The following is a 25,129-nucleotide window of genomic DNA, read 5'->3' on the forward strand; positions in this document are numbered from 1 at the left end:
TAGGGCGACGGCCTATTTCAGCACGCCCACCTCGCGGTAGTAGCGCTCGGCGCCGGGATGCAGCGGCACGGGCATGCCTTCCAGCGCCTTCTGGACGTCGATCGCCTTGGCGGCGGCGTGCGAGGCGGCCATCTTGTCGAGGTTCTCGAACAAGAGCTTGGTCATCTGGTAGGCGGTCTCCTCCGACACGCCGTCATGGCTGACGAGGAAATTGCCGACGGCCGCCGTCGAGACGTCCTCGGCCTGGCCCTCATAGGTGCCGGCGGGGATGGTCGCGGCGATGAACGGCGCGCCGATCTTCTCGATGATCTCGGCTGAGACGGCGACGACGTTGATCGGCACCGAGGTGGCGAGGTCGCGGATCGAGGCGACGCCGAGGCCGGCCGATTGCAGCGTGGCGTCGAGCTGGCGGTTCTTGATCAGCTCGACCGATTCGGCGAAGGGCAGGTATTCGAGCTTGCCGAGGTCGTTGTAGGACAGACCGGCGGCCTCGAAGATGGCGCGCGCGTTGAGCTCGGTGCCGGAGGCCGGCGCGCCGACCGAAAGGCTCTTGCCCTTCAGCCCTTCCAGCGTGGTGACGCCCGATTCCTTCGAGGCGACGATCTGGACGTAGTTCGGATAGATCGCGGCGATGCCGCGCAGCTTGTCGAGCTTGCCGGGATAGCCGGCCTCGGTGTTGCCGGCCCACGCCTCGGCGAGCGAATCGCCGAGCGTGAAGGCGATCTCGCCGCGGCCGGCCTGAAGCAGGTTGAGGTTCTCGACCGACGCCTTGGTCGCCTGCACCTGGGTGCGCGCGCCCTCGATGTTCTGGCCGTAGATCTCCGACAGCGCGACGCCGAGCGGATAGTAGACGCCGGACGTGCCGCCGGTCAGCACGTTGATGAATTCCTGCGCCTTCGCGGCGGGCGCGCCGAGCCCGACGACGAGCGCGGCCGCGCCGGCGGCGATGAGATTGCGAGCGACGTGTTTCATGCAGCTTCCTTCCTTTGCTCCTCCCGGCCTCGCGCCCTTCGTGGACGCCGACCGCTGGCGCTATTTTTAGAGGCAGAAACGCGGATGCCAATCGTTAATTGGCGGAAGGTCGCTGATGCGGGTCGCGCGAGGGCGCGCGGCGGCGCCTCAGGCGGTGCCGGTGGAGCCGAAGCCGCCCGCCCCGCGCGCGGTTTCGCCCGCTGCTGCGCGCTCCTCGATCTCAAGCCGCGCCACGGCCGCGAGCACGAGCTGGGCGATGCGCATGCCGCGCTCGACGGCGAAATCCTCGTCGCCGAGATTGGCGAGGATCACCTTGACCTCGCCGCGATAGTCGCAGTCGATGGTGCCGGGCGTGTTGAGGCAGGTGACGCCGTGCTTGAGCGCCAGCCCGGAGCGCGGCCGCACCTGCCCCTCGAACCCTTCGGGGATCTCGAGGATCAGCCCGGTCGGCACGGCGGCGCGCCTGCCGGGAGTGAGGATCAGCGGCCGGTCCTCCGGCACGGCGGCGCGCAGATCCATGCCGGCCGCGCCCGCCGTCTCGTAGGCGGGAAGGGCGAGACCCTCGCCATGCGGGAGGCGCACGACGCCGATGACGGGGGCAAGGACGGAAGGAGAGCGGGACGTGTCGACCATGCTTCAGCCTATGGCGGTTGCCGTCGCGGCGGTCAATCGCGCCGCGCGGCTGTCCAGAATTTTCATCGCCGTCGTCCACGCATCCGCCGCATTCATGGTTTCTTGGCGGTTCCATCGCATTCTGGGCGGAGCAACGGAGAAATGCCATGTGTCGATGGGCGGCCTATCTGGGTGAGCCGGTTTTCCTCGAGGACATCGTCACCGCGCCGCGCCATTCGCTGATCGCGCAGAGCCACCATGCGCTGGAGGCCAAGACCGCGACGAACGGCGACGGCTTCGGCATCGCCTGGTACGGCGCGCGGCCCGAGCCCGGCCTCTACCGCGACGTGCTGCCGGCCTGGTCCGACTGCAATTTGAAAAGCCTGTGCCGGCAGATCAGCTCCGGCCTGTTCCTCGCCCATGTCCGCGCCGCGACCGGCGGCAACACCAACCGCGACAACTGCCATCCCTTCGTCTGCGGCCGCTGGTCGTTCATGCACAACGGCCAGATCGGCGGGTTCGAGCGGCTGCGCCGCGCGCTGGAGCGCAGCCTGCCCGACACGCTCTACGGCGCGCGCCACGGCGCGACCGATTCGGAGCTGTTCTTCCTGATGATGCTGGCGCACGGGCTGGACGCCGACCCGCAAGGGGCGGTCGCCCGCGCCGCCGGCCAGGTCATCGACGCCTCGACCCGCGCCGGCCTCGACCCGGCGCTGAAGCTCACCGCCGCCTTCTCCGACGGCGAGGCGCTCTACGCCGTGCGCTTCTCCACCCACGAGCGCGCGCCGACGCTCTATGCCGGCTCGTTCCGCGGCGCGGTCGGGCGCTGCCTCGTCTCCGAGCCGTTCGACCGCGAGGAACCGAACTGGCAGCCCGTCCCGACCGATAGCTTCGTCGTCATGACCCGCGGCGGCGTCTCGATCCGCCCGTTCCAGCCGGCGCATGCCGAGCCGCTGGCGCTCGCCGGATAAGCCACCCGCCAATTCCCGTTCGACAGCCCCGGCCCATGCCGCTATAAGCCGCGCCATCCAAGGGAATCCCTCATCATGGCCGAGACGATTGAAGACGCGGTGGCGCGCCGCCGCACTTTCGCGATCATTGCCCACCCCGACGCGGGCAAGACGACGCTGACCGAGAAGCTGCTGCTGTTCGGCGGCGCGATCCAGCTCGCCGGCGAGGTCAAGGCCAAGAAGGACAGGATCCAGACCCGCTCCGACTGGATGAAGATCGAGCGCGAGCGCGGTATCTCGGTCGTTACCTCGGTGATGACCTTCGAATATGGCGACAACGTCTTCAACCTGCTCGACACGCCCGGCCACGAGGACTTCGCCGACGATACCTACCGCACCCTCTCCGCCGTCGACAGCGCCGTCATGGTCATCGACGCCGCCAAGGGCATCGAGCCGCGCACGCTGAAGCTGTTCGAGGTCTGCCGCCTGCGCGACATCCCCATCGTCACCTTCGTCAACAAGATGGACCGCGAAGCGCGCAACACCTTCGAGATCCTCGACGAGATCGAGGAGAAGCTGGCGCTCGACACCGCGCCGATCACCTGGCCGATCGGCCAGGGCAAGAGCTTCTCCGGCACCTATCACCTGGCGCAGAACGCCATTCGGCACGGCGACGACGAGGTCGAGCGCACGCCGGTCAACGGCCCGGATTCCAACCGCGTCGCCGGCCTGCTGCCCGAGCACGAGCGCGCCGACTTCATCGAGGAGCTGGAGCTGGCGCGCGAGGCCTGCCGCCCCTTCGACCTCGACGCCTTCCGCGAGGGCCACCTGACGCCGGTCTATTTCGGTTCCGCGCTGCGCAACTATGGCGTGCGCGACCTGATCGAGGCGCTCGGCGCCTTCGCGCCCCCGCCGCGCGCGCAGGAGGCCGACACCCGCACGGTCGAGGCGACGGAAGGAGCGATGAGCGCCTTCGTCTTCAAGATCCAGGCGAACATGGACCCCAACCATCGCGACCGCATCGCCTTCGTGCGCGTCTGCTCCGGCACGCTTGAGCGCGGCATGAAGGCGACGCTGGTGCGCACCGGAAAGCAGATGCCGTTGACCGCACCGCAATTCTTCTTCGCCCGCTCGCGCATCACCGCCGACGAGGCCTATGCCGGCGACGTCGTCGGCATCCCCAACCACGGCACGCTACGCATCGGCGACACGCTGACCGAGGGCGAGGAGATCCTGTTCCGCGGCGTGCCGAACTTCGCGCCCGAGATTCTGCGCCGCGTGCGCCTCGGCGACCCGATGAAGGCCAAGAAGCTCAAGGAAGCCTTGCAGCAGATGGCCGAGGAGGGCGTCGTCCAGCTCTTCTCGCCCGAGGACGGCTCGCCCGCCATCGTCGGCGTCGTCGGCGCGCTGCAGCTCGACGTGCTCAAGGAGCGGCTGAAGATCGAATACGGCCTGCCGGTCGATTTCGAGATGGCGCGCTTCTCGGTCTGCCGCTGGATATCGGCCGATACGCGGGCCGAGCTCGAACGCTTCATCGAGGCGCATCGCGGCGACATCGCCCGCGACCTCGACGGCGCCCCGGTCTTCCTCGCCCCGCACGAGTTCGGCCTCAACTACGAGACCGAACGCTGGAAAGAGATCCGCTTCGCCGCGATCAAGGACTATCAGGTCCGTTAAGTCGTGGCCGTCCGGCCCTTGACCGGATGCGGGTCGAGCGGCCATTCAGGAGCCGACTGGAACGGCCGGAGGCGCCAAAGCCGATGACGGGTTTCGAAGATCGAGCGCGGGGCCGGGCGATGCGCCTGCTGGCGGGCCTCAGCCTGCCGGGCCTCGTCCTCGGCACGCTGTTCTTCTCGGCCTCGCTGGCGCCAAGCCTCCTGCCGCGCGGCTTCGCGCTTCAGGGCGTGCTGAGCGGCTGCTCCTTCGCCGCCGGCTACGGCGTCGGCGTGTTCCTCGCCTGGCTGTGGGCCTATCTCGAATTGCCGGTGCTGGCGCCGCCACGCCTTGCGCTCGCCAAGCGCATCGGCCTCGGCGCCTGCCTGCTCGCCGCCGCGGTCTTCCTCTGGCGCGCCTCGGATTTCCAGGATTCGGTGCGCGTGCTGATGGGGCTGGCGCCGCTCGGCGGCGACCGGCCGGTCGAGGTCGCGATCATCGCCGCCCTCGTCTTCGCCGCCATCCTGGCGCTGGCGCGGGTGCTGGCCGCGCTGCTCGGCCTCGTCGCGCGCTGGTCGGGCCGGCTGGTGCCGCGCCGCATCGCCAACGCGATCGGCGCGGCCGTCGTCATCCTCCTGTTCTGGACCGCCATCGACGGGCTTCTGTTCAAGGGCGCGCTGCGCGCCGCCGACGCTTCGTTCCGCCGCTTCGACGCGCTGATCGAGCCGGATGTCGAGAAACCGGCCGCGCCGCACCGGACGGGAAGCCTCGCCTCCCTCGTCTCGTGGCAGAGCCTCGGCCGCGCCGGGCGGCAGTTCGTCGGCTCCGCCCCCTCCGCCGGCGACATCGCGGCGCTGGCCGGCGGGGCGGCCGTCGAGCCGGTGCGCGTCTATGTCGGGCTGAACTCGGCCGAGACGATCGAGGAGCGGGCCGCGCTCGCGCTGGCCGAGATGCGGCGCGTCGGTGCGTTCGAGCGCAAGGTGCTGGTGATCGCGACGCCCACCGGCACCGGCTGGATCGACACCGCCGCCATCGAGCCGCTGGAGGTGCTGCACCGGGGCGACGTCGCCACCGTCGGCCTGCAATATTCCTACCTGACGAGCTGGCTGTCGCTGCTGTTCGAGCCTGCCTACGGCTCGGAGGCGGCGCGGGCGCTGTTCCGCGCCGTCTACGACCACTGGACGGCGATGCCGGAGCGCGCGCGGCCGCGCCTCTACCTCTACGGCCTGAGCCTCGGCGCGCTCAATTCCGATCTCTCGGCCGACCTCTACGACGTGCTCGGCGATCCGTTCCACGGCGCGCTCTGGGTCGGGGCGCCGTTCTCGGCCCGCACGTGGCGCAACGCGACGCTGGGGCGGCTGCCCGGCTCGCCCGCCTGGCTGCCGCACTTCCGCGACGGCTCGGTCATCCGCTTCGCCAACCAGGACGGCCTCGCCGACCGCGCCAGCGAATGGGGGCCGCTCAGGATCGTGTTCCTGCAGTATGCCAGCGATCCCGTCACCTTCTTTCGGCCCGACGCGTTCTGGCGCGTCCCGCCGTGGATGGAGCGCGACCGCGGCCCGGACGTCTCCGGCGCGCTGCGCTGGTTCCCGATTGTCACCCTGCTCCAGCTCGGCCTCGACATGGCGCTGGCGACGACGACGCCCATGGGCTACGGCCACGTTTACGCGCCGGAGCACCATATCGAGCCGTGGGTCGAGGTGACACGGCCGGACGGCTGGAGCGCGCCGGCCCTCGCCGCCCTCAAGGCGCACTACGCGGCGATGGACGGAAGGAAGCGGACCCTCGACGGGGAATGATTTCCTCCCCTGTCGCCGTAAGGGGCCATTTCAAGGAATGATGTTCCGGATAACGGCGCTTCAAGCGTCAGATTTTTGCGCATCCGGGCAGCTGAAGGAGAGAAAAGGAACAATTTCCTCCAAAGCCGCGTTCGAAGGAAACGATTTTCCATGAATTGGCCGCAAGACAGGTTCCTGAACCTCGTTGCCGTCCCTGCCGCGCCCTATCTCTTGAGGAAAGACAACCACCGGAGACCAAGGAGACGACCATGGGTCTGCGCATCAACGACACCGCTCCCGATTTCACCGCCGAGACCACGCATGGCACGGTCCATTTCCACGACTGGCTGGGCGACAGCTGGGGCGTCCTCGTCTCGCATCCGAAGAACTTCACCCCGGTCTGCACCACCGAGCTCGGCACCATGGCCGGCCTTGCCGGCGAGTTCGAAAAGCGCAACGTCAAGCTGATCGGCATCTCGGTCGATCCGGTCACCGATCACGACCGCTGGAAGGCCGACATCCGCACCGCGACCGGCTTCGACGTCGACTACCCGCTGATCGGCGACCGCGACCTCAAGGTGGCCAAGCTCTACGACATGCTGCCGGCCGAGGCGGGCGAATCGTCGGAAGGCCGCACCCCGGCCGACAACGCCACCGTGCGCTCGGTCTACGTCATCGGCCCGGACAAGAAGATCAAGCTGGTCCTGACCTATCCGATGACCACGGGCCGCAACTTCGACGAGATCCTGCGCGCCATCGATTCGATCCAGCTCACCGCGAAGCATCAGGTGGCGACCCCGGCCAACTGGAAGCAGGGCGAAGACGTCATCATCACCGCCGCGGTCTCCAACGAGGACGCGATCAAGCGCTTCGGCTCGTACGACACGATCCTGCCCTATCTGCGCAAGACGAAGCAGCCTACCGCGTAAAGCCGGCTAACGGATCGACGGACAGGGGACGGCGGAAACGGGATTCCGCCGTCCTTTCCGTGTCTTCGCCCGGCCATGCCGTGTCATCAGCGTGTCACGGCAGGCTGGTGAAAGACGCTCATGACACAGAGCCACATGAGCGATTCCCACGAAGCCGGACAGGCATCCCGCTACCGAAGCCTGTTCATCTCCGACATGCATCTCGGCACCAAGGGCGCGCAGGCCGAGGCCCTGCTCGAGTTCCTGAAGAAGCACGACGCCGAGACGCTCTATCTCGTCGGCGACGTCATCGACGGCTGGCGGCTGCGCTCCGCCTGGTACTGGCCCCAGTCGCATAACGACGTCGTCCAGAAGCTGCTGCGCAAGGTGCGCAAGGGCGCGCGCATCGTCTACGTGCCCGGCAACCACGACGAGTTCCTGCGCGAGTTCTGCGGCCTGTCCTTCGGCGGAATCGAGATCGCCGAGACCGCGATCCACGAGGCCGCCGACGGCCGGCGCTATCTGGTGATCCACGGCGACATCTTCGACATGGTGATCCGCCATGCCAAGTGGCTCGCCTTCCTCGGCGACTGGGCCTACGAGATCGCGCTGGCGCTGTCGACGCGCATCAACATCGTGCGGCGCAGGCTGGGCTTCACCTACTGGTCGCTGTCGGCCTGGGCAAAGGCGCGGGTCAAGAACGCGGTCAACTTCATCGGCCGCTTCGAGGAGACGCTGGCGGCCGAGGCGCGCCGCCACGGCGTCGACGGCGTCATCTGCGGCCACATCCATTCGGCGGCGATGCGCGACTTCGACGGCTTCACCTACATCAACACCGGCGACTGGGTGGAAAGCTGCACCGCCGTCGTCGAGCATCACGACGGCCGGATGGAGATCGTCCACTGGCCGGCCTTCAGCGACGTCCTGAACGGCAGCCGCCCGCCCGCGCCGCGCACGCTGCCGTGGCGGCGGGCCGCGTGAGCGCGCCATGCGCATCCTGATCGTCACCGATGCCTGGCGGCCGCAAGTCAACGGCGTGGTGCACACGCTGGAGACGCTGGCGGCGACGCTCGCCCGCCTCGGGGTGAAGGCCGAGTTCCTGACGCCCGAGGGCTTCCGCACCCTGCCCATGCCGAGCTATCCCGAGATAAGGCTGACGCTGGCCACCCGCGCCATGGTCTCGCGGCGGATGGAGGAGATGGCGCCCGAGCGCATCCACATCGCCACCGAGGGGCCGCTGGGCGTGCTGGTGCGCCGCATCTGCCTGGCGCGCGGCTGGGCGTTCACCACCAGCTACCACACCCGCTTCCCCGAGTTCCTGCGCGCCCGCCTGCCCATCCCCGAAAGCTGGAGCTACGGCTGGCTGCGGCGCTTCCACAATGCCGGACGGGCGATGCTGGTCGCGACGCCCTCGCTCGGCCGGGAGCTGTCGGCGCGCGGCTTCACCAACATCAGGCTGTGGTCGCGCGGGGTGGACACCGAGCTGTTCGATCCGTCCTTGAGGGGCGATCTCGGCCTGCCGCGCCCGGTCTTCCTCAATGTCGGGCGCGTGGCGGTGGAGAAGAACCTGCCCGCCTTCCTCGACCTCGACCTGCCCGGAACCAAGGTGGTGGTCGGCGACGGGCCGGAGCGCGCCCGGCTCGAGGCGCGTTATCCCGACGTGCGCTTCCTCGGCGTGCGCAAGGGCGAGGCGCTGGCGCGCATCTACGCCTCGGCCGACGTCTTCGTCTTTCCCAGCCGCACCGACACCTTCGGCAACGTCATCCTCGAGGCGCTGGCGAGCGGCTGCCCCGTCGCCGCCTTCCCGGTCACCGGCCCGCTCGACATCATCGGTCCCCCCTGTATTCATGGCCGCTGCGGCGCGCTGTCGGACGACCTGCGGCAGGCGGCGCTGGCTTGCCTCGACATCCCCCGTGCCGCGGCGCGCGAGCGGGCGCTCGCCTTCGACTGGTACAGCAGCGCCCGGCAGTTCGCCGACTACAGCTTCCCCACCCGGGGCGCATTGGAGCTGCGATGACCGAACAGGCCGCCCTTCCCGCCTCCGATCCGGTCGAGCGCCTGCATCGCGCAGTGCGGCGCAATCCGCTGCTGTCGCCGTCCGGGCTCGGCGAATACGTCTTCGCCAGCCTGTTCCGCAAGCTGGTCTACACCCAGATCTGGGAGGACCCCGAGATCGACATCGAGGCGCTGGAGATCGGCCCGGGCGACCGCGTCGTCACCATCGCCTCGGGTGGCTGCAACGCGTTGTCCTACCTGACCGCCGACCCGGCCCGGATCGAGGCGGTCGACCTCAACCCCGCCCATGTCGCCTTCAACCGGCTCAAGCTCGCCGCGCTCGCCGCCCTGCCGGACTACGACGCGTTCTACCGCTTCTACGGCCGGGCCGACGATCCGGCGAACGGCGACGCCTACCGGCGCTTCATCCGCCCGGTGCTCGATCCGGCGACGCGCGCCTACTGGGACGGGCGCGGCCTTTCCGGCCGCCGGCGCATCTCGATGTTCCACCGCCGGCTCTACCGCCACGGCCTGCTCGGCCACTTCATCGGCTGGGGCCATCTCCTGGCGCGCCTCTACGGCATCGACCCGCGCCGGCTGCTTCAGGCGCGGACGCTGGAGGAGCAGCGCCGCCTGTTCGACGAGACCATAGCGCCGCTGTTCGACAAGCGGCTGGTGCGCTGGGTGGCGGGCCGCAAGTCGTCGCTGTTCGGCCTCGGCATCCCGCCCCAGCAATACGAGGCGCTGGCCGGGCATGGAAGCGGCGGCATGGCCGGCTTGCTGCGCCAGCGGCTGGAGCGGCTGGCCTGCGATTTCCCGTTCTCGGAGAACTATTTCGCCTGGCAGGCCTTCGGCCGCACCTATGGCGACCGGCACGACGCGCCGCTGCCGCCCTATCTGCTGCGCGGCAATTATGAGACCGTGCGCGCCCGCGCCGGGCGCATGTCGGTCGAGAACGTCTCCGTCACCGAGCTTCTGGCGGCCAAGCCGGCGGCCTCGGTCGACCGCTTCGTCCTCCTCGACGCGCAGGACTGGATGACCGACGCGCAGCTTGGCGCGCTGTGGCGCGAGATCACCCGCACCGCCGCCCCCGGCGCGCGCGTCGTCTTCCGCACCGCGGCCGAGCGGAACCTGCTGCCGGGCCGCGTCGAGGCCGGGCTCCTCGACCGTTGGGATTATCGCGAGGCGCAGTCGCGCGCCCTCCACCGGCGCGATCGCTCCTCGATCTATGGCGGGTTCCACCTCCACGTCCTGAAGGAATGAGCGCGATGGACCGCACCCTCGATCACGGCGCGCTGATGGACAGGGTCTATCGCTGGCAGCGCCGCTTCGGCTTCTACGACCTGACGCGCAAATACTACCTGCTCGCCCGCGACCCGATGATCGCCGGGCTCGCCCCGCCGCCGGGCGGCGCGATGCTGGAGATCGGCTGCGGCACCGGGCGCAACCTCGTCCGCGCCGCGCGGCTCTATCCCGGCGTGGCGCTCCACGGCATCGACATCTCGCGCGAGATGCTGACGGCCGCCGGCGCGGCGGTGGAGCGGAACGGCCTGCGCGGCCGGGTGCGGCTCGCGCTCGCCGACGCCGCCGGCTTCGACCCGGCCACGACCTTCGGCCGCGAGAATTACGACCGCATCTTCATCTCCTACGCCGTGTCGATGATCCCGCAATGGCGCGCCGTGGTCGAGGCCGCCGCGCGCCGGCTCGCGCCGGGCGGCGCGCTCCACATCGCCGATTTCGGTGACATGGCCGCCCTTCCCGCCTGGTCGAGGGCGGCGATGCATACGTGGCTTCGCTGGTATCACGTCACCCCGCGGCCCGACCTGTTCGCGGTCGCCGGCGAGGTCGCGGACGCCGTCGGCGGGACGAGCGAGGAGCGGCGGCTCCATCGCGGCTTCTCGTGGATCGGCATCGTCATGAAGCCGGACATTTAGCCGGCTTCTTTTGGCGAGCAGCGGACCTTCACGAGCCCGTTCCCTGTCACACGCGCGTTATCTGCCGGTCCTAGACAGGACGCATCTCAACGCATGGAGAAAACGAGATGCGCAAACTGCTTGCCGTGCTGGCAACCACCACGATGCTGTTCTCGCCGGTCGCGGCGTCGGCCGCGACGGTCTTCCCGCTGGATCGCGCCACGATCCTCGTTTCCTCGCCCTTCGACGTGAAGGTCGAGTTCGACGCCGTCGTCGCCGAGGGCGACGTCAGCGTCACGGTCAACGGCAGGCCCGCGGCCGAGGTGCTCGGCAAGCCCTTCACCTTCATCGAGAAGGAGGACGGCGTCGAGGCCTCCGCCCTGCGCGTCGAGGCGGTGACGATCCTGACGCCCGGCACCTACACCGTCGTCGCCAGGGCCGGCGACGAGGAAAAGACGGTGATCTGGGACGTCTACGGCACCCCCGAGGCGCCGGTGGCGAAGAACGTCGTCTTCCTGATCGCCGACGGCCTTTCCGTCGCCCACCGCACCGCCGCCCGCATCATGTCGAAGGGCATGAGCGAGGGTAAGGCGAACGGCCGCCTCGCCATGGACGACCTCGACTACGCCGCCTTCATCGGCACGTCCTCGACCGAGTCGATCGCCACCGACAGCGCCAACACCATGTCGGCCTACATGTCCGGCCACAAGACGGCGGTGAACGCGCTCGGCGTCTATGCCGACCGCACCAAAGATTCGCTCGACGATCCGAAGTTCGAGACGCTGGCCGAGGCGCTGCGCCGCCAGACCCGCAAGTCGATCGGCATCGTCACCACCTCCGAGCTCCAGGACGCCACGCCGGCCGCCGTGTTCGCGCATACGCGCCGCCGCGCCGACAAGGCCGAGATCAACAGCCAGACCTTCGAGCTGAAGCCGGACGTCATCCTCGGCGGCGGCTCGGCCTACTTCCTGCCGCAGACGCAGCCCGGCTCCAAGCGCAAGGACGACATCGACCACGTCGCCCTCTACCGCGAAGCCGGCTACACGCTCGCCACCTCGAAGGGCGAGCTCGAGGCCGCGGCCGGCTCCAACACCGGCAAGGTGCTGGGCCTGTTCCACACCGGCAACCTCGACACCACGCTCGACCGCGAGTTCCTGAAGAAGGGCACCGTCGACAGGTTCCCCGAGCAGCCCGGCCTCGTCCAGATGACGCAGACCGCGCTCGACCTGCTGTCGCGCAACGAGGACGGCTTCGTGCTGGTCGTCGAGGCGGCGAATGTCGACAAGATGTCCCATCCGCTCGACTGGGACCGCGCCGTGATGGACACCATCGAGTTCGACAAGGCGGTGGGCCTCGCCCGCGGCTTCGCGGCGGAGAATCCCGACACGCTCGTCATCGTCACCGGCGACCACACCCACGGCGTCTCGATCATCGGCACCGTCGACGACGACAAGCCGGGCGAGACGATGCGCGAGAAGGTCGGCACCTATGCCGAGGCCGGCTTCCCGAACTATGTCGACGAGGACGGCGACGGCTATCCCGACCGCGTCGACGTCTCGCGTCGCCTGTTCATCGCCGCCAACAACGGCCCGGACCGCTACGAGACCTTCCGCCCCAAGCTCGACGGCCCGTTCGTGCCGGCGATCCAGAACGAGAACAAGCAGTACGTCGCCAACGAGGCCTACAAGGACGTTCCCGGCGCGGTGTTCGTCGAGGGCAACATCCCGGCGAGCGGCGACACCGGCGTCCACGCCATCGACGACGTCGTGCTCCAGGCCTCCGGCCCCGGCGCGGAGCGGTTCCGCGGCTACATGGAGCAGAGCGACGTCTACCGCGTGATCGCCGAGGCGCTGGCGCTCGGCGCGCGGCAGACGCAGTAAGCGGCATCGCCCGCACGCATCCGGTCCGGGCCTTCGGGCCCGGGCCTTTCCGCTTCGCTTTGGGTAGAGATCATGCCGCAGCCCCTCGATCCCGGCCGCCGCCGCCTGCTCGCCATGGCCTGCGCCCTTGCCCTCGCTCCGGCGGGGAGGGCCGCCGCGACCGACGACACCATCGCCTTCGGCCAGCTCTACGCCTCGTTCGGCGTGCTCGGGCTGACCTTTTCCGACAGGGTGAAGGAGCTGGCCGGCAGCGCCGTCGCCATCCGCGGCTTCATGGCCCCGCCGCTCAAGGCGGAAGCGAATTTCTTCGTGCTGACCGAGGTGCCGGTCGCGCTCTGCCCGTTCTGCGATTCCGACGCCGACTGGCCGAACGACATCGTCGTCATCTATCTCGGCCGGGCGCAGACCTTCGAGCAGGCCAACGGCCTGATCGAGGTAAGGGGCACGCTCGAGGTCGGCTCGTGGACCGATCCCGAAACCGGCTTCGTCAGCCTGCTGCGCATCGTCGATGCCGATTTCCGCCGGGTGTAGCGCCATGATCCCCCTCGCCGTCGAAGGCCTCGCGATCCGCTATCCGGGGCTGCCCGTGCCGGCGCTCGACATTCCCGCGCTCTCCATCGCGCCGGGCGCGCAGGTCGCGCTCACCGGCCCGTCCGGCTCGGGCAAGACCACCTTCATCAACGTCGTCACCGGCATGGAGCGCGTCCCCATCGGTAAGGTTGCGTGGGCGGATGACGACCTGGCGGCGATGCCGGAAGGAGGGCGCGACCGCTGGCGCACGCGCAATGTCGGCCTCGTCATGCAGGACTTCCATCTCTTCCCCGGCCTCACCGCGCTCGGCAACGTGCTGCTGCCGCAGCGGCTTTCGCGCCTGCGACTGCCCGAGGGCGCGCGCGCCTTCGCCCTCGACATGCTGGAGCGCGTCGGCATCGGCCGCGTCGACCAGCCGGTCGAGACCATGTCGCGCGGCCAGATGCAGCGTGTCGCCGTGGCGCGTGCGCTCGCCGGCCGGCCGGGTATCATCGTCGCCGACGAGCCGACCGCGAGCCTCGACGCCGAAACGGGCGAGGCCGTCGCCGACCTCGTCATCGGCCTTGCCGGCGAGATGGGCGCGACGCTGATCGTCGCCACCCACGATCCCCGGCTGATCACGCGGCTCGGCCGCACCCTGCGGCTGGACAACGGCCGGATCGACGGCTGAGGAGGCGCGCCGGTGCTGCATTTCATCCTTGCCGATCTCGTGCGCAATCGCGTCGGCGTCGCGATCCTCGTCGTCCTCGTGGCGCTGGCCACCGCGCTCGGCGTCGCCGTGACCCTGCAGGAACGCGCGCTGCGCCTCGGCAGCGCCCGCGCCGCCGCGCCGTTCAACCTGGTGGTCGGCGCGCCGGGCAGCGAGACCCAGCTCGTCCTCTCCTCCGTCTTCCTCCAGCCCGCGCCGCTGCCGCTCCTGAAGCCGCAGGTGCTGGCCGCGCTGCGCGCCGACCCGCGCGTCGCGGCAGCGGTGCCGGTCGGCTTCGGCGACTTCATCGAGACCCACCCCATCATCGGCACCACCTCCGACGCCATCGCCATGTTCGGCGGGCTGTCGGAAGGCACGGGCTTCGACCATCTCGGCGACGCCGTGGCGGGGGCGCAGGTGGCGCGCGCCATCGGCTCGACCTTCCGGCCGTTCCACGGCAATGCCGGCGAGGCGGGCGAGGTCCACGCCGGGATGGAGTACCGCATCACCGGCCGCCTCGCGCCGACCGGCACGCCGTGGGACCGCGCCATCCTCGTGCCGATCGAGGCCGTCTGGGACGTCCATGCCGACCATGGCGACGGCGAGGCCGACCATGACGGGGCGGAAGCGCACGGTCACGACCATGGCCACGATCACGCGCACGACGACGATCACGGCCACAATCATGGGCACGACCACGACCATGAGGGCGGGATCGCCTCGCGGCCGGTGGACGAGACGAGGCTGGCGGACGGCGACAATCCCGGCGTCCCCGCCATCGTGGTCAAGCCGAGATCGATCGCCGACGCCTACAATCTGCGCCTCGAATACCGCGCCGGCGGCGCCACGCTCGCCGCCTTCCCCGCCGAGGTGCTGACGCGGCTCTACGGCACGCTCGGCGATGCGCGGCAGGTGCTGGCGCTGGTCGCGGCCGGGGCGCAGGCGCTGGTCGCCGCCGCCATCCTGATGGTCGTTGCCATCCACGTGCTGCAACGCCGCCGCCAGATCGGCGCGCTCAGGGCGTTCGGCGCGCCGCGCGCCGTGGTGCTGGCCATCGTCTGGCTGGAGGCCTTTGCCGTCGTTCTCGCCGGGCTCGTTCTCGGCTTCGCCATCGGCTATGCCGCCGCCCGCGTCCTGTCGGCGAAGCTCGGCGCGGCGAGCGGCATCGCCATGCCGGTCGAGTTCCACGCCGCCGATGTCCGGCTGCTGCTGGCATTCCTGATTGCCGCAGCAGTGGTCACGCTGCTGCCGGCCTTCCTCGCCTACAGGCAGACGCCGGCGCAGGCGCTGCGCGCGTGAGGCGGGCGCTTCATTCGCCCCAGCGTGGGGCTATGCCGGTCTCGACGCCGAGCTGGTCGAGCATGCGCATGACGGTATGGTCGACGAGGTCGGCGATCCCTTCCGGCCGGTTGTAGAACGCCGGCACCGGCGGGAAGATCACCGCGCCGAGCCGCGCCAGCTTCAGCATGGTTTCGAGGTGCCCCGCATGCAGCGGCGCTTCGCGGATGCCGAGCACCAGCGGCCGGCGCTCCTTCAGCGTCACGTCGGCGGCGCGGCTGATCAGGTCGCCGCCATTGCCGGTGGCGATGTTGGACATGGTCCTGACCGAGCACGGGGCGACGATCATGCCGTGCGCCCGGAACGAGCCGGAGCTGATCGGCGCGCCGATGTCGGCATGGCGGTGGACGACGTCGGCCAGCGCCTCGATGTCCCTGATCGCGACGTCGCATTCCTGCGCGATGGTGCGCCGCGCCGCCGGGCTGACGACGAGATGCGTCTCGATGCCGTCGACGCCGCGCAGCACCTGCGCGATCCGCAGGCCGTAGGGGGCGCCGCTGGCCCCGGTCATGGCGAGGATAATGCGTTTCATGCTCGGTCCCGAAGCCCTGAGGCGTGCCCGCTCCTTGAACACCACTAGGCGCGGCCTGTCCATAAAGCGGGTCGGCAAGCGGCGATGACGCGAGGTCGCACCCCCGTCAAAGATGCGCCGCGATCCTCTCCGCCGCCTCGCCGTCCCGCGTGTCGATCCGCCGCCAGCCCATCGGCCCGGGATCGCGCCCGAGCTGGGCGCGCACGACGGAAGCGGTCGCGTCGGACGGATCGCCGCGCCGCGCCTCGACCCGCTCGACCAGCATGCGCTCCGGCGCCTCGAGCCAGAAGCCGGCGAAATCGACGCCGGCCGCCGCCGCCACCGCCTCAATGGCGGCGCGTTCCTCCGGCCGGCCGGCCACGGCGTCCGCGATCACGCCGTGGCCGGCGGCGAGGATGCGGGCCGCCTCCTCGCATTGCCGCGCATAGACCGTGCCCGAGACCTCCGGCCGGTAGGCCTCATCCGGCAGGCGCGTCTCGGCCGCCACCCCGAACAGCGCCTTGCGGATGCGGTCGCTGGAGAGGATCCGCGCGCCGGGCGCGGGGCCGATGGCATGGGCGATCCGTGCCGCCGCCGTCGACTTGCCGGAGCCGCTATAGCCGCCGATGGCGACAAGGCGCGGGGCCGGCGGCGCGGCAAGCGCGCGGGCGAGGTCGAGATAGGCGCGGGCTTCTTCCGCGAGCGCATCCGCGTCCGCGCCGCCTTGCAGCGCCTGGCTCGCCGTCACATGGGCGCGCACGGTGGCGCGCATAGCGAGGAACAGTGGCATAAGCGGCAGGCCGGCTGTTTCGTTGGCGGCGTCGAGATAGCGGTTGAACACGAGGTTGGCGAGCGCGCCGAGGTCGCGATGCCACAGATCCATGACGAGGAAGGCGAGATCGTAGAGGATGTCGATCGTCGCCATCTCCTCGTCGAATTCGAGGCAGTCGAACAGCACCGGCTCGCCGTCGATCTCGACGATGTTGCGCAAATGAAGGTCGCCGTGGCAGCGCCGCACCTTGCCCTCGCGCTGGCGCGCGTCGAGCAGCGGCCGATGGCGTCGCCACAAGGCGCGCATCGCCTGCACCGCCGCCTCGGTCGCGGCGTCGCCGAACACGGCGCGCCCCGCCTCCAGCCCGGCCTCGTTGATGCGCAGCACCGCCTCGATCCGGGCGCTGCCGCTGGTGCGCGCATCGGCAACCGTCGGCGCGTCGGCGTGGAAGGCGGCGATCGTCGCGGCGAGCCGCGCGATGAGAGGCAGTGAGAGCGCGCCGCGCCGTGCCATGCGGTCGAGGAGCTTGTCCTCGTCGAAGCGCGCCATTTCGAGCACGGCCTCGACCGGCGTCCCCTCGTCGTCGAGCGTCAGCGTTCCGTCGCTTGTCCGTGTCAGCCGCCGTACCCGGCGGTAGAGGCCGGGCGCGGTGCGGCGGTTGAGCTCGAGCTCGCGTTCGCACAGCGCCAGCCGCCGCTCGGGCGTCGAGAAATCGAGATAGGGCTGGCGTACCGCCTTCTTCAGCTTCCACGCGATGCTGCGGCCGAGGAGGACGAGCGAGATGTGGGTCTCGGCCGTCTCCGGCGGCTGGCCGTCACGGCGGGCGAGTTCGGCGCGCAGGAAGGCGAGAGCTTCGTCCTGGGTCTCGATCCGCATGGTCTCGCCCCCGCTTTCGGCGTCAGCCCGCCACCGCCTCGCGCCGGCGGCGGAACTGGGCCGGCGTCAGCCCGGTCCAGCGGCGGAACGCCTTGGCGAAGGCGCTTTCGTCGGAAAAGCCCAGCGCCTCGGCGATGTCGCGCAGACCGGAGCCGCCGCGCAGCCGCTCCACCGCGAGGGCATGGAGGCTGGCGTCGCGCAGCAGCTTGAACGAGGTGCCCTCCTCGGCCAGCCGCCGGTTCAGGTGCCGGCCGCTGAGGCTGAGCCGCTCGGCGACGCGCTCCTTGCCCCAGCGCGGATTGGTGCGGATCAGCCGCTGCACCTCGGCGGAAAGGCTGGCCTGGCCGAGCTCGGCCAGCATCCGGTCGGTCAGCTCGCGCAGATGCGCGCGCAGCGTGCCGTTGGCCTGGATCAGCGGCAGGGCGAGCTGCGAGGCGTCGAACATCAGCGCGTTGTCGGCCGCGCCGAAGGTCAGCGGGATGCGCAGCAGCGCGCGGTACTCGCCCGGCGCGCCGAGCGGCTGGTGGGCGAGGCTGAGGCCGGCCGGCCGGAACGCGCCGCCCGTCGCCCAGATGCTGAGCCGGAGCAGGCCGGCGAGCGCGGCTTCGACGCGCTCGGCCTGCCGCGTCGCCAGATGCGGCCGGTAGTGGACCGCGACGAGGTCGCCGTCGTTGTCGACCACGAAATCGCCGCCCTCGCCGACGATGGGCGCGACCTCGACGAGCTGCTCCAGCGCCTCGCCCAGCGTGTCGCAGGAGGCGAGCAGCATGCCGGCGCAGTCGAGATGGCCGGCCTGCAATTCGAGGCCGAGGCGCAGGCCGGCGAGCGCGTCGCCGCTGGCGCCGCAATAGGCGTCCCACAGACGGTCGAGCGTGGCGAGTGGCAGCCGCGCATGGTCCTCGACCGCCTTGCGCAATTCGGCCGGCAGCGCCAGCGCCTGCCGGTCGGCGCTCTGGATGACCGCGCGCGCATAAAGCCGGTTGACGCTGAAGAGATCCTCGCTCATGGCCCGAATTGCCGCCTGCCCGTCCTGTTTGAAACGTTACGGTCAGCCCCCGCTGAACTAAGCTCTTAGTTAGTAGAGCATATTCCGGGATCGGGCCAGTGGCCGCCCGGAAAGGCGACTATCGGGGGGAATTACATGAGCGAGATGAAAGGCGGCGAGCTTCTCGCCCGCATGCTGCATGCCGAAGGCGTCGAGCGCGTGTTCGGCATCATCGACGGAACCTATTTCGGCTTCTATTCGGCGCTTCACCGGCTTGGCATCGAGATCGTCACGCCGCGCCACGAGACCAGCGCCGCCCACATGGCCGGGGCCTATGCGCGGCTGACGGGCAGGCTCGGCGTGTGCATGGCCTCGAACGGGCCGGGGGTGGCCAATCTCCTGCCCGGCCTCGTCGTCGAGCAGGCGGAGGGCAACCGGGTGCTCGCCATCACCAGCGCCCGCCGGCCGGCGATCATGTATCCCGACCGCGGCGGCGCCTACCAGTGCTTCGACCAGGCCGGGGTGATCGGCCGCATCGCCAAGTGGAGCGCGGCGGTCTCCTCCTTCGAGCGCATCCCGGAGCTGGCGCGCAAGGCGCTGCGAGCCTCGTGGGAAGGCCGCCCCGGCGTCGTCCATCTCGACGTGCCGGAAACGCTGATGAACGGCAAGGTCAAGGCTCCCGCCGCGTCGAAGCCCACGCAATACCGCCGCGCCGCGCCGATCCCCGCGCCGGAAGATCAGGTCGAGCGCGCCGCGCGCTGGCTCACCGAGGCCGACGCGCCGATGATCCATGCCGGCAGCGGCGTCGTCCATGCGCGCGCCTTCGCCGAGCTGGAGCGGGTGGCGATGCTCACCCACGCCCCGGTGACGACGAGCTGGGCGGCGCGCGGCGCCCTGCCCGAGACCTCGCCGCTCGCCGTGCCGATGCCGCATGTCAGGATCAACCACAAGGTGCGCAACGAGGCGGACGTCGCGCTGGTCCTCGGCTCGCGCCTCGGCGAGACCGACTGGTGGGGCAAGCCGCCCTATTGGCGCGACCCCGCCGAGCAGCGCACGATCCAGGTCGACATCGACGAAGGCAATCTCGGCCTGAACAAGCCCGCCGATCTGCCGGTGCTGGCCGATGTGAAAGGGTTTCTTTCCGCACTGGCCGGGCGGCTGGAGACGATGGAAATCGCCGGCCTCGACGCCCGCCGGCGGCGCATGGAGGGCTACGCAAAGCTGATGGCCGACGAGCGCGCCGGCTGGGACAAGGCGCTCGCAGACATAAGCGAGCCGATGAACCCGGCCCATATCGCCACGATCTGCGGCGAGCTGTTCCCCGAGGACAGCGTGCTGGTGGCCGACGGCGGCAACGCCGCGGTCTGGGCGATGTTCTACCACAAGGCGCGGGTGCCGAACCGCATCCTCTCCACCTTCCGCTTCGGCATGCTGGGAGCCGGCATGGCGCAGGCCATCGGCGCGGCGGTCGCCTGCCCGGAGGTCCCGGTGTGCTGCATCATCGGCGACGGCGCCTTCGGCTTCCACCCGCAGGAGGTCCAGACGGCGGTGCGCAACAAGGCGCGGGTGATCTGGATCGTGCTGTGCGACAAGCAGTGGGGCATGGTCAAGATCAACCAGCACTTCATGCTGCGGCCGTTCAAGACCATGCTGTTCAAGAAGCTCGGCGCTGACGAGTCGATCAAGACCGACCTCGGCGAGATCCGCTTCGACCTGATGGCGCAGTCGATGGGCGCGCATGGCGAGCGCGTGTCCTCGGCCGGCGCGTTCCGCGCCGCGCTCGGCCGTGCGCTCGACAGCGGCGGCGCGGCGGTGATCCATGTCGACGTCGACCCGGTCAAGCACATGTGGGCGCCTGGCCTGATCCACTTCAAGAAGATGCACGAGGAGCCGGCTGGCTAGATTTGCGTCAGCCCGGCAGCGCCAGCAGCACGCCGGTGACGGCGAGCAGCGCGAAGACGAACTGGCGGAAGCGCCGCTCGTCGATGCGGCTGTGCAGCCATTCGCCGGCGACGAGGCCGACCAGCACCACCGGCAGGTAGGTCACCAGGCGGGGCAGGTTGGGGATCAGGCTGCCGTCGAACAGGAAGATGATCGTGAGCAGGCCGTTGAGCGCCAGCCAGACCGCGATCAGCGTCGCGCGCAGCCGCGCCTTGTCGAGCGGCGTCCCGGCGAGGCCGTAGACGAGCAGCGGCCCGCCCGAGGCGAACAGGCCGTGGCTGACGCCGGCGGCCAGCATCAGCCCGCGCGTCACCGCAAGGCCGTGGCGGACGGCCTCGCCGCCGCGCGCCATCCGCCACAATTCGCGCCCGGCGAACCAGACGATCAGCAGGCCGAACAGGGTCTTCAGCAGCGCGCCTTCGAGCGCGGGCCGCAGCAGGTAGCCGATCACCGTGCCCGCCGCCATCAGCGGCAGGATGAGGCGAAACAGCGTCGGCAGGTGGATGCGGCGGCGGTGGCGGAAGGTCAGGTAGCCGCTCTGGGCGATGTTGAGCGGCACCAGCACCGGCAGGAGCTCGGGGATCGGCAGGAACAGCGCGCCGAGCGACAAGGCGATGACGATGCTTCCGAAGCCGGTCACGGCCTCGACCGTGTAGGCGACAAGGATGAAGGCTCCGAGAAGGAGCCAAGGGTCTATCACTGCTCGAGCTCCACGGCGAATTTGCGCGTCATCAGCCGCTGGTAAAGGTCGGGTGCGAGCCGCCACAACAGGCTTGCCGCCACGCTCGCGCGGTCCGAATAGACGCGTTTCTTCCGCTTTTCCAGTGCCGCGACGATGCGTTCGGCCATCCAGTCGGCGTTTTTCAGCCGGCCGATGGTCGAGCGGGCGTGGCGGGCCGGCCTGCCGTCATGGCCGAGCGCGTTCCGCTCGATCGGCGTGTCGAGGAAGCTCGGATAGGCCATCAGCACATGGATGCCGAGATGCTGCTGTTCGCAGCGCAGCACCTCGAAGGACTGCGCCAGCGCCGCCTTGGCCCCGCAATAGAAGGCGCGGCCGAGCACCGGCATCCAGCCGGCCATCGAGCCGATATTGACGATCGCGCCTCTGTGCGCCTGCAATTGCGGCAGCGCGGCGAGCGCCAGCTCCAGCGGCGCCTGCCAGTCGACCTGCATCACCTTGCGCAGCACCGCCGGGTCGGTCTTCGCCGCCGGCGAGCGATGGGTGATGCCGGCATTGTTGACGAGGACGCTGACGCCGCCGAAGCGGGCCTGCGCCCGCACGAGGAGCTCTTCCCTGTGGGCGGGGTCGGTGATGTCGCCGGCGACGCAGACGATGCGCCCGGCGTCGCCCAGCTCGTCCGCCACCGCGTTCAGCAGGGCAGGGTCGAGATCGGCGAGGACGAGGTTGTCGCCACGCCGCCAGAAGGCGCGGGCCAGCGCCCGCCCCAGCCCGCCGCCGGCGCCGGTGATCAGGGTGCAGCTCACAGTTCGCCCCGCGCGCGGGCGTGGCCGACATAGAAGCGGAACGTCTCCTCCGAGGTCTTCTGCGGCCGGTAGCCGAATTCCTCCTTCAGCCGCCGGTTGGACAGCACCGGCCGGTAGCGCAGGAAATTGACCTGCTCCGGCCCGTAGCGGCCGATGCCGAGCCGGCGCGCGACCCACAGCGCCGCCTTGATCAGCCCCGCCGGCAGCGTGCGGACCGGCTTGCCGAGGATGGCGGCGATCTCGCGGACCGTCAGCGCGCCGTCGCCGGCCATGTTGTAGATGCCGCTCCTGTCGCCGCGCAGACCGTGCTCGATGGCGGCGACCACGTCCTCGTCCCAGATGAAGACGAAGGGCGATTCGCTGCCCCTGATGGCGAGCATGCGCTTCGCCCGGAACAGGTTGGTGATCAGGTTCCTCGTCGCCGCGCCGAGGATAGTGCCGGGGCGCAGGACGAGCTGGCGCAGCTCCGGGTGCGTCTCGCGGTATTCGGCCAGCATCTCCTCGACCCGGCGCTTGTGGTCGGAATAGGCGAATTCCGGGTTGCCGCGCAGCGGCTGTGTCTCGTCGATCCAGGCCGGGTTGTCGGCGTGGTAGCCATAGGCCGCGCCGGAGCTGGTGACGGTGATGTGGCCGACGCCGGCTAAAAGGCAGCATTCGAGCACGTTCCGCGTGCCGTTAACGTCGATGTCAAACTCGCGGGCGCGGTCGTTGCCGGCGTCGAGCACCGAGGCGAGATGCACGACATGGGTGATCGCCTCGTCGCCGAGCAGCGTGCCGAGCGCCGAGTCGCGCACGTCCATCCGCAGCACCGGAAAGGGCAGGTCGTCGCGCGGCCTGATGTCGGTGCCGACGACATGGAGATCGCGCGCCAGCCGGCTGCCGAGCAGGCTGCCGACATAGCCGCCCGCCCCGGTGATGAGCACCCGTGCGCTCATGGGCGCGTGCCCGCGTCGCGGATCGGGATGCGGGCCCAGATGCTGGACAGCGTCAGCCCCGATACCAGATGCCACACGCCCCAGAAGGCGGTTATCAGCATCATGCCGCCGGCATTGGGCATGAAGGTGAAGAGGATGATGAGGCCGAGGCCGGAATTCTGGATGCCGACCTCGAGCGTCACCGCCCGCCGGTCGGGCGTGTCGAGCCGCATCAGCCGGCCCATCAGCGCGCCGAGCAGCAGCGCCATCGTGTTGTGGGCGACGACCAGCCAGAAGAAGGTGTTGAAGCGCTCGACGAACAGGGAAAAATTGTTGCTGAAGGCGATGGCGACGAAGGCGAGGAAGACGATGAGCGCGAAGATGCGCAGCGGCGGCTCGACCGTGGCGGCCATGCCCGGAAAGCGCCGGCCGACCGCCATGCCGATCAGCAGCGGCAGGCCGAGGACGACGAGGACGAGAAGCACGATGTCGCCGGCGTCGACCGCGATCGAGACGAGCAGCTCGCGCGTATAGGGATTGAGCCAGCCGTAGAGGGCGAAGTTGAGCGGGGTGAGCACCGTCGCGACGAGGCTCGACACCGCCGTCATGCTGATCGAGACGGCGACGTTGCCGCGCGCCAGCCAGGTCATGATGTTGGAGAACGCCCCGCCCGGGCACGCCGCGACGAGGATCATGCCGAGCGACAGCTCCGGGTCGATCTCGAAGAACCATGTCGCGAAGCAGGTCGCGGCCGGCAGCAGCAGGAACTGCGCGAACAGCCCGGCGAAGACCGGGCGCGGCTGGGTGAGGACCAGCCTGAAATCGGCCGGCCGCAAGGTCAGCGACACGCCGAACATCATCAGCGCGAGCAGCACGTTGAGGATGACGAGGCTGGCGGGATCGAACTGGATGGGGACGGGACCGCTCATTCCTGCATCTCTGGCTGTCGGTTGAATGTCGGATGCGGCGGCACGGCCGCCAGTTCCCGGCGCAGCGCCCCGGCATGGCCGGCGAGCGCGCGGCGATAGCTGTCCTTGTGGACGTAGTAGGCCATGCGCTCGAGCTCGAGATAGGCGTAGCCGCCGTCGATGCGCGTTTCGGCTGCCCGCGCCTTCGCCTCGTTCAGCCGCGCGGCGGCGGGGACGCCCTCGGCCAGTCCGCGAATGTAGAGCGCGACCAGCTCGGCCTGCGCGTTGCGCCCTTCCCAGCCGAGGCCGGCGGCCTCGATCATGCCCATCATGAACAAATTGTCGCGCCCGGGGTGGAAGACGTTGAGGTAGAGAAGCGGCGCGCCCGCGCCGGCCGGCCAGTTCAGCGCCGCCCGGTCGATGAACGGATAGTCGAGCTTGTAGCCGGTCGCGAGCAGGATCAGGTCGTACTCGCCGCGGCTGCCGTCCTCGAACACCGCCCCGTCGCCGTCGAGCTTCGCGATGTCGCCGCGCGGGACGATGTCGCCCTGGCCGATATGGTGGAGGATCAGCGAGTTCATCACCGGGTGCGATTCGTACATCCGGTAGTCCGGGTCGGGCAGGCCGTATTGCGAGGGCTTGCCCATCACCGCCCGCACCAGCGCGGCGTCGAGGAACTGCTTGACCCGGCGCGGCAGCCTGACCTTGCCGCCCAGCGTGTCGGTCGGCTTGCCGAAGATGAATTTCGGGATGAAGTAGTAGCCGCGCCTGACCGAGATATCGACGCGCGCCGCGTGGTGGACCGCGTCGACCGCGATGTCGGCCCCGGAATTGCCGCAGCCGACGACGAGCACCCGCTTGCCGGCGAGCTGCGCGGGGCTGCGATAGTCTGCCGCGTGCATCAGCGTGCCGGAAAATTCGCCGTCGAGGCGCGGCACGTTGGGGTGATGCAGCGTGCCGTTGGCGATCAGCAGCCCCTTGAACCGGCGCGTCTGCCGCGCGCCGTCCCTTTCCGTCGTCACCAGCCAGTCGTCGCCGTCCGGCTTCGCCTCGATCACGCGGGTCGAGAACTCGTAGTGGCGGTAAAGGTCGAAATGCCGCGCGTAGTCGCGAAAGTAGCGGCGCATCTCGTCATGGCGCGGATAGGGCGCGACCGAGGCCGGCATCGGGAACTCGGCGAATTCGGTCGTCGTCTTCGACGAGATCAGGTGCGCGGTCTCGTACATGGTGCTGTGGGGGTTGTCGATGTCCCACAGCCCGCCGACATCCGAGTGCTGCTCGAAGCCGGTGAAGGCGATGCCCTGTTTGTCGAGGTTGCGCGCCGCGGCCAGCCCCATCGGGCCGGCGCCGATTACCGCATACATGCCGTCTCCTCCCCGGACGCGGTCTCCTCCCGCACATCCGTCGGCCAACCTAGACGAGGCCGCACCTTACGTATCGGAACAAATGAGACGCCGGGCCGTCAATTCGGGACATCGAAGCGGGGACGGGAAAGAGGTCCGGAGCGGCGGGACTGGTG

General features: G+C 69.9%; 24 protein-coding genes. 14 read left to right on the forward strand and 10 right to left on the reverse strand.

The genetic code is table 11. From position 1 onward, the window contains the following. Positions 1 to 12: 12 nt before the first annotated feature. On the reverse strand, positions 13 to 972 hold the full coding sequence (locus tag M9945_RS01535; protein ID WP_367931510.1) for a TAXI family TRAP transporter solute-binding subunit: 960 nt from the start codon (positions 970 to 972) through the stop codon (positions 13 to 15). Positions 973 to 1,119: 147 nt separating this feature from the next. Beyond that, a complete protein-coding gene (dut, locus tag M9945_RS01540; protein ID WP_367943138.1) occupies positions 1,120 to 1,605 on the reverse strand; it encodes a dUTP diphosphatase in 486 nt (161 codons plus the stop codon). Between dut and M9945_RS01545 the strand changes: the two genes are divergently transcribed. The 13 genes from M9945_RS01545 to M9945_RS01605 all read left to right on the forward strand — a co-directional run bounded on the left by M9945_RS01545 (position 1,595) and on the right by M9945_RS01605 (position 15,179). Then, positions 1,595 to 1,780: a hypothetical protein gene (locus tag M9945_RS01545; RefSeq protein WP_367931512.1), complete on the forward strand. Its 186-nt coding sequence runs from the start codon at positions 1,595 to 1,597 to the stop codon at positions 1,778 to 1,780. The two genes, dut and M9945_RS01545, sit on opposite strands and share 11 nt — an antisense overlap. Continuing rightward, the gene (locus M9945_RS01550; RefSeq protein ID WP_367943139.1) at positions 1,752 to 2,555 is read left to right on the forward strand and encodes a class II glutamine amidotransferase; all 804 of its coding nucleotides are present in this window, start codon (positions 1,752 to 1,754) and stop codon (positions 2,553 to 2,555) included. Before M9945_RS01545 ends, M9945_RS01550 begins: the two co-directional genes overlap by 29 nt. 75 nt (positions 2,556 to 2,630) lie before the next feature. Beyond that, positions 2,631 to 4,211: a peptide chain release factor 3 gene (locus M9945_RS01555; protein ID WP_367943140.1), complete on the forward strand. Its 1,581-nt coding sequence runs from the start codon at positions 2,631 to 2,633 to the stop codon at positions 4,209 to 4,211. 83 nt (positions 4,212 to 4,294) lie between these two features. Next, positions 4,295 to 5,986, forward strand: coding sequence for an alpha/beta hydrolase (locus M9945_RS01560; RefSeq protein ID WP_367943141.1), 1,692 nt, complete (start codon positions 4,295 to 4,297; stop codon positions 5,984 to 5,986). Between the two features lie 248 nt (positions 5,987 to 6,234). Next, positions 6,235 to 6,894, forward strand: coding sequence for a peroxiredoxin (locus tag M9945_RS01565; protein WP_367943142.1), 660 nt, complete (start codon positions 6,235 to 6,237; stop codon positions 6,892 to 6,894). 135 nt (positions 6,895 to 7,029) lie between these two features. Beyond that, positions 7,030 to 7,854 (forward strand): UDP-2,3-diacylglucosamine diphosphatase, encoded by an 825-nt coding sequence (locus M9945_RS01570; RefSeq protein WP_367943143.1) that lies wholly within the window; start codon positions 7,030 to 7,032, stop codon positions 7,852 to 7,854. A 7-nt stretch (positions 7,855 to 7,861) separates the two neighbouring features. Next, positions 7,862 to 8,890 (forward strand): glycosyltransferase family 4 protein, encoded by a 1,029-nt coding sequence (locus M9945_RS01575; protein WP_367943144.1) that lies wholly within the window; start codon positions 7,862 to 7,864, stop codon positions 8,888 to 8,890. Then, complete coding sequence (locus tag M9945_RS01580) at positions 8,887 to 10,131, forward strand: DUF3419 family protein (protein WP_367943145.1); 1,245 nt, start codon at positions 8,887 to 8,889, stop codon at positions 10,129 to 10,131. Before M9945_RS01575 ends, M9945_RS01580 begins: the two co-directional genes overlap by 4 nt. Before the next feature lie 5 nt (positions 10,132 to 10,136). Further along, a complete protein-coding gene (locus tag M9945_RS01585) occupies positions 10,137 to 10,802 on the forward strand; it encodes a class I SAM-dependent methyltransferase (protein ID WP_367943146.1) in 666 nt (221 codons plus the stop codon). Positions 10,803 to 10,909: 107 nt separating this feature from the next. Next, complete coding sequence (locus M9945_RS01590) at positions 10,910 to 12,661, forward strand: alkaline phosphatase (protein WP_367943147.1); 1,752 nt, start codon at positions 10,910 to 10,912, stop codon at positions 12,659 to 12,661. Between the two features lie 114 nt (positions 12,662 to 12,775). Then, positions 12,776 to 13,192 (forward strand): hypothetical protein, encoded by a 417-nt coding sequence (locus M9945_RS01595; RefSeq protein ID WP_367944740.1) that lies wholly within the window; start codon positions 12,776 to 12,778, stop codon positions 13,190 to 13,192. Positions 13,193 to 13,196: 4 nt separating this feature from the next. After that, the gene (locus tag M9945_RS01600) at positions 13,197 to 13,862 is read left to right on the forward strand and encodes an ABC transporter ATP-binding protein (RefSeq protein WP_367943148.1); all 666 of its coding nucleotides are present in this window, start codon (positions 13,197 to 13,199) and stop codon (positions 13,860 to 13,862) included. A gap of 12 nt (positions 13,863 to 13,874) precedes the next feature. Then, complete coding sequence (locus tag M9945_RS01605) at positions 13,875 to 15,179, forward strand: ABC transporter permease (RefSeq protein WP_367943149.1); 1,305 nt, start codon at positions 13,875 to 13,877, stop codon at positions 15,177 to 15,179. 10 nt (positions 15,180 to 15,189) lie between these two features. Here the strand turns inward: M9945_RS01605 and M9945_RS01610 are convergent, their stop codons facing one another. The 3 genes from M9945_RS01610 to M9945_RS01620 form a co-directional block, all read right to left on the reverse strand. Beyond that, entirely contained in the window at positions 15,190 to 15,750 is a 561-nt protein-coding gene (locus tag M9945_RS01610) for a UbiX family flavin prenyltransferase (RefSeq protein ID WP_367943150.1), read from the reverse strand. 106 nt (positions 15,751 to 15,856) lie between these two features. After that, positions 15,857 to 17,377: an AAA family ATPase gene (locus M9945_RS01615; protein WP_367943151.1), complete on the reverse strand. Its 1,521-nt coding sequence runs from the start codon at positions 17,375 to 17,377 to the stop codon at positions 15,857 to 15,859. Positions 17,378 to 17,399: 22 nt separating this feature from the next. Beyond that, positions 17,400 to 18,383 carry an AraC family transcriptional regulator ligand-binding domain-containing protein gene (locus tag M9945_RS01620; protein ID WP_367943152.1) on the reverse strand — a complete coding sequence of 328 codons (984 nt, stop codon included), beginning with the start codon at positions 18,381 to 18,383 and terminating at the stop codon, positions 17,400 to 17,402. A gap of 135 nt (positions 18,384 to 18,518) precedes the next feature. Here M9945_RS01620 and M9945_RS01625 point away from each other — a divergent pair, with 135 nt between their 5' ends. After that, the gene (locus M9945_RS01625) at positions 18,519 to 20,264 is read left to right on the forward strand and encodes a thiamine pyrophosphate-binding protein (protein WP_367943153.1); all 1,746 of its coding nucleotides are present in this window, start codon (positions 18,519 to 18,521) and stop codon (positions 20,262 to 20,264) included. A gap of 7 nt (positions 20,265 to 20,271) precedes the next feature. Here the strand turns inward: M9945_RS01625 and M9945_RS01630 are convergent, their stop codons facing one another. The 5 genes from M9945_RS01630 to M9945_RS01650 are packed head-to-tail and all read right to left on the reverse strand — an operon-like array spanning position 20,272 to position 24,974. Further along, the gene (locus tag M9945_RS01630) at positions 20,272 to 21,003 is read right to left on the reverse strand and encodes a sulfite exporter TauE/SafE family protein (RefSeq protein WP_367943154.1); all 732 of its coding nucleotides are present in this window, start codon (positions 21,001 to 21,003) and stop codon (positions 20,272 to 20,274) included. Further along, complete coding sequence (locus M9945_RS01635) at positions 21,000 to 21,788, reverse strand: SDR family NAD(P)-dependent oxidoreductase (RefSeq protein ID WP_367943155.1); 789 nt, start codon at positions 21,786 to 21,788, stop codon at positions 21,000 to 21,002. The genes M9945_RS01630 and M9945_RS01635 overlap by 4 nt, the downstream gene beginning before the upstream one ends. After that, complete coding sequence (locus M9945_RS01640) at positions 21,785 to 22,723, reverse strand: SDR family oxidoreductase (protein ID WP_367943156.1); 939 nt, start codon at positions 22,721 to 22,723, stop codon at positions 21,785 to 21,787. Before M9945_RS01640 ends, M9945_RS01635 begins: the two co-directional genes overlap by 4 nt. Further along, a complete protein-coding gene (locus M9945_RS01645) occupies positions 22,720 to 23,631 on the reverse strand; it encodes a bile acid:sodium symporter family protein (protein WP_367943157.1) in 912 nt (303 codons plus the stop codon). The genes M9945_RS01640 and M9945_RS01645 overlap by 4 nt, the downstream gene beginning before the upstream one ends. Next, a complete protein-coding gene (locus M9945_RS01650) occupies positions 23,628 to 24,974 on the reverse strand; it encodes a flavin-containing monooxygenase (protein ID WP_367943158.1) in 1,347 nt (448 codons plus the stop codon). The genes M9945_RS01645 and M9945_RS01650 overlap by 4 nt, the downstream gene beginning before the upstream one ends. Between the last annotated feature and the right edge of the window lie 155 nt (positions 24,975 to 25,129).

This window comes from Aquamicrobium sp., from assembly GCF_023954335.1.
Lineage (GTDB): Bacteria > Pseudomonadota > Alphaproteobacteria > Rhizobiales > Rhizobiaceae > Aerobium.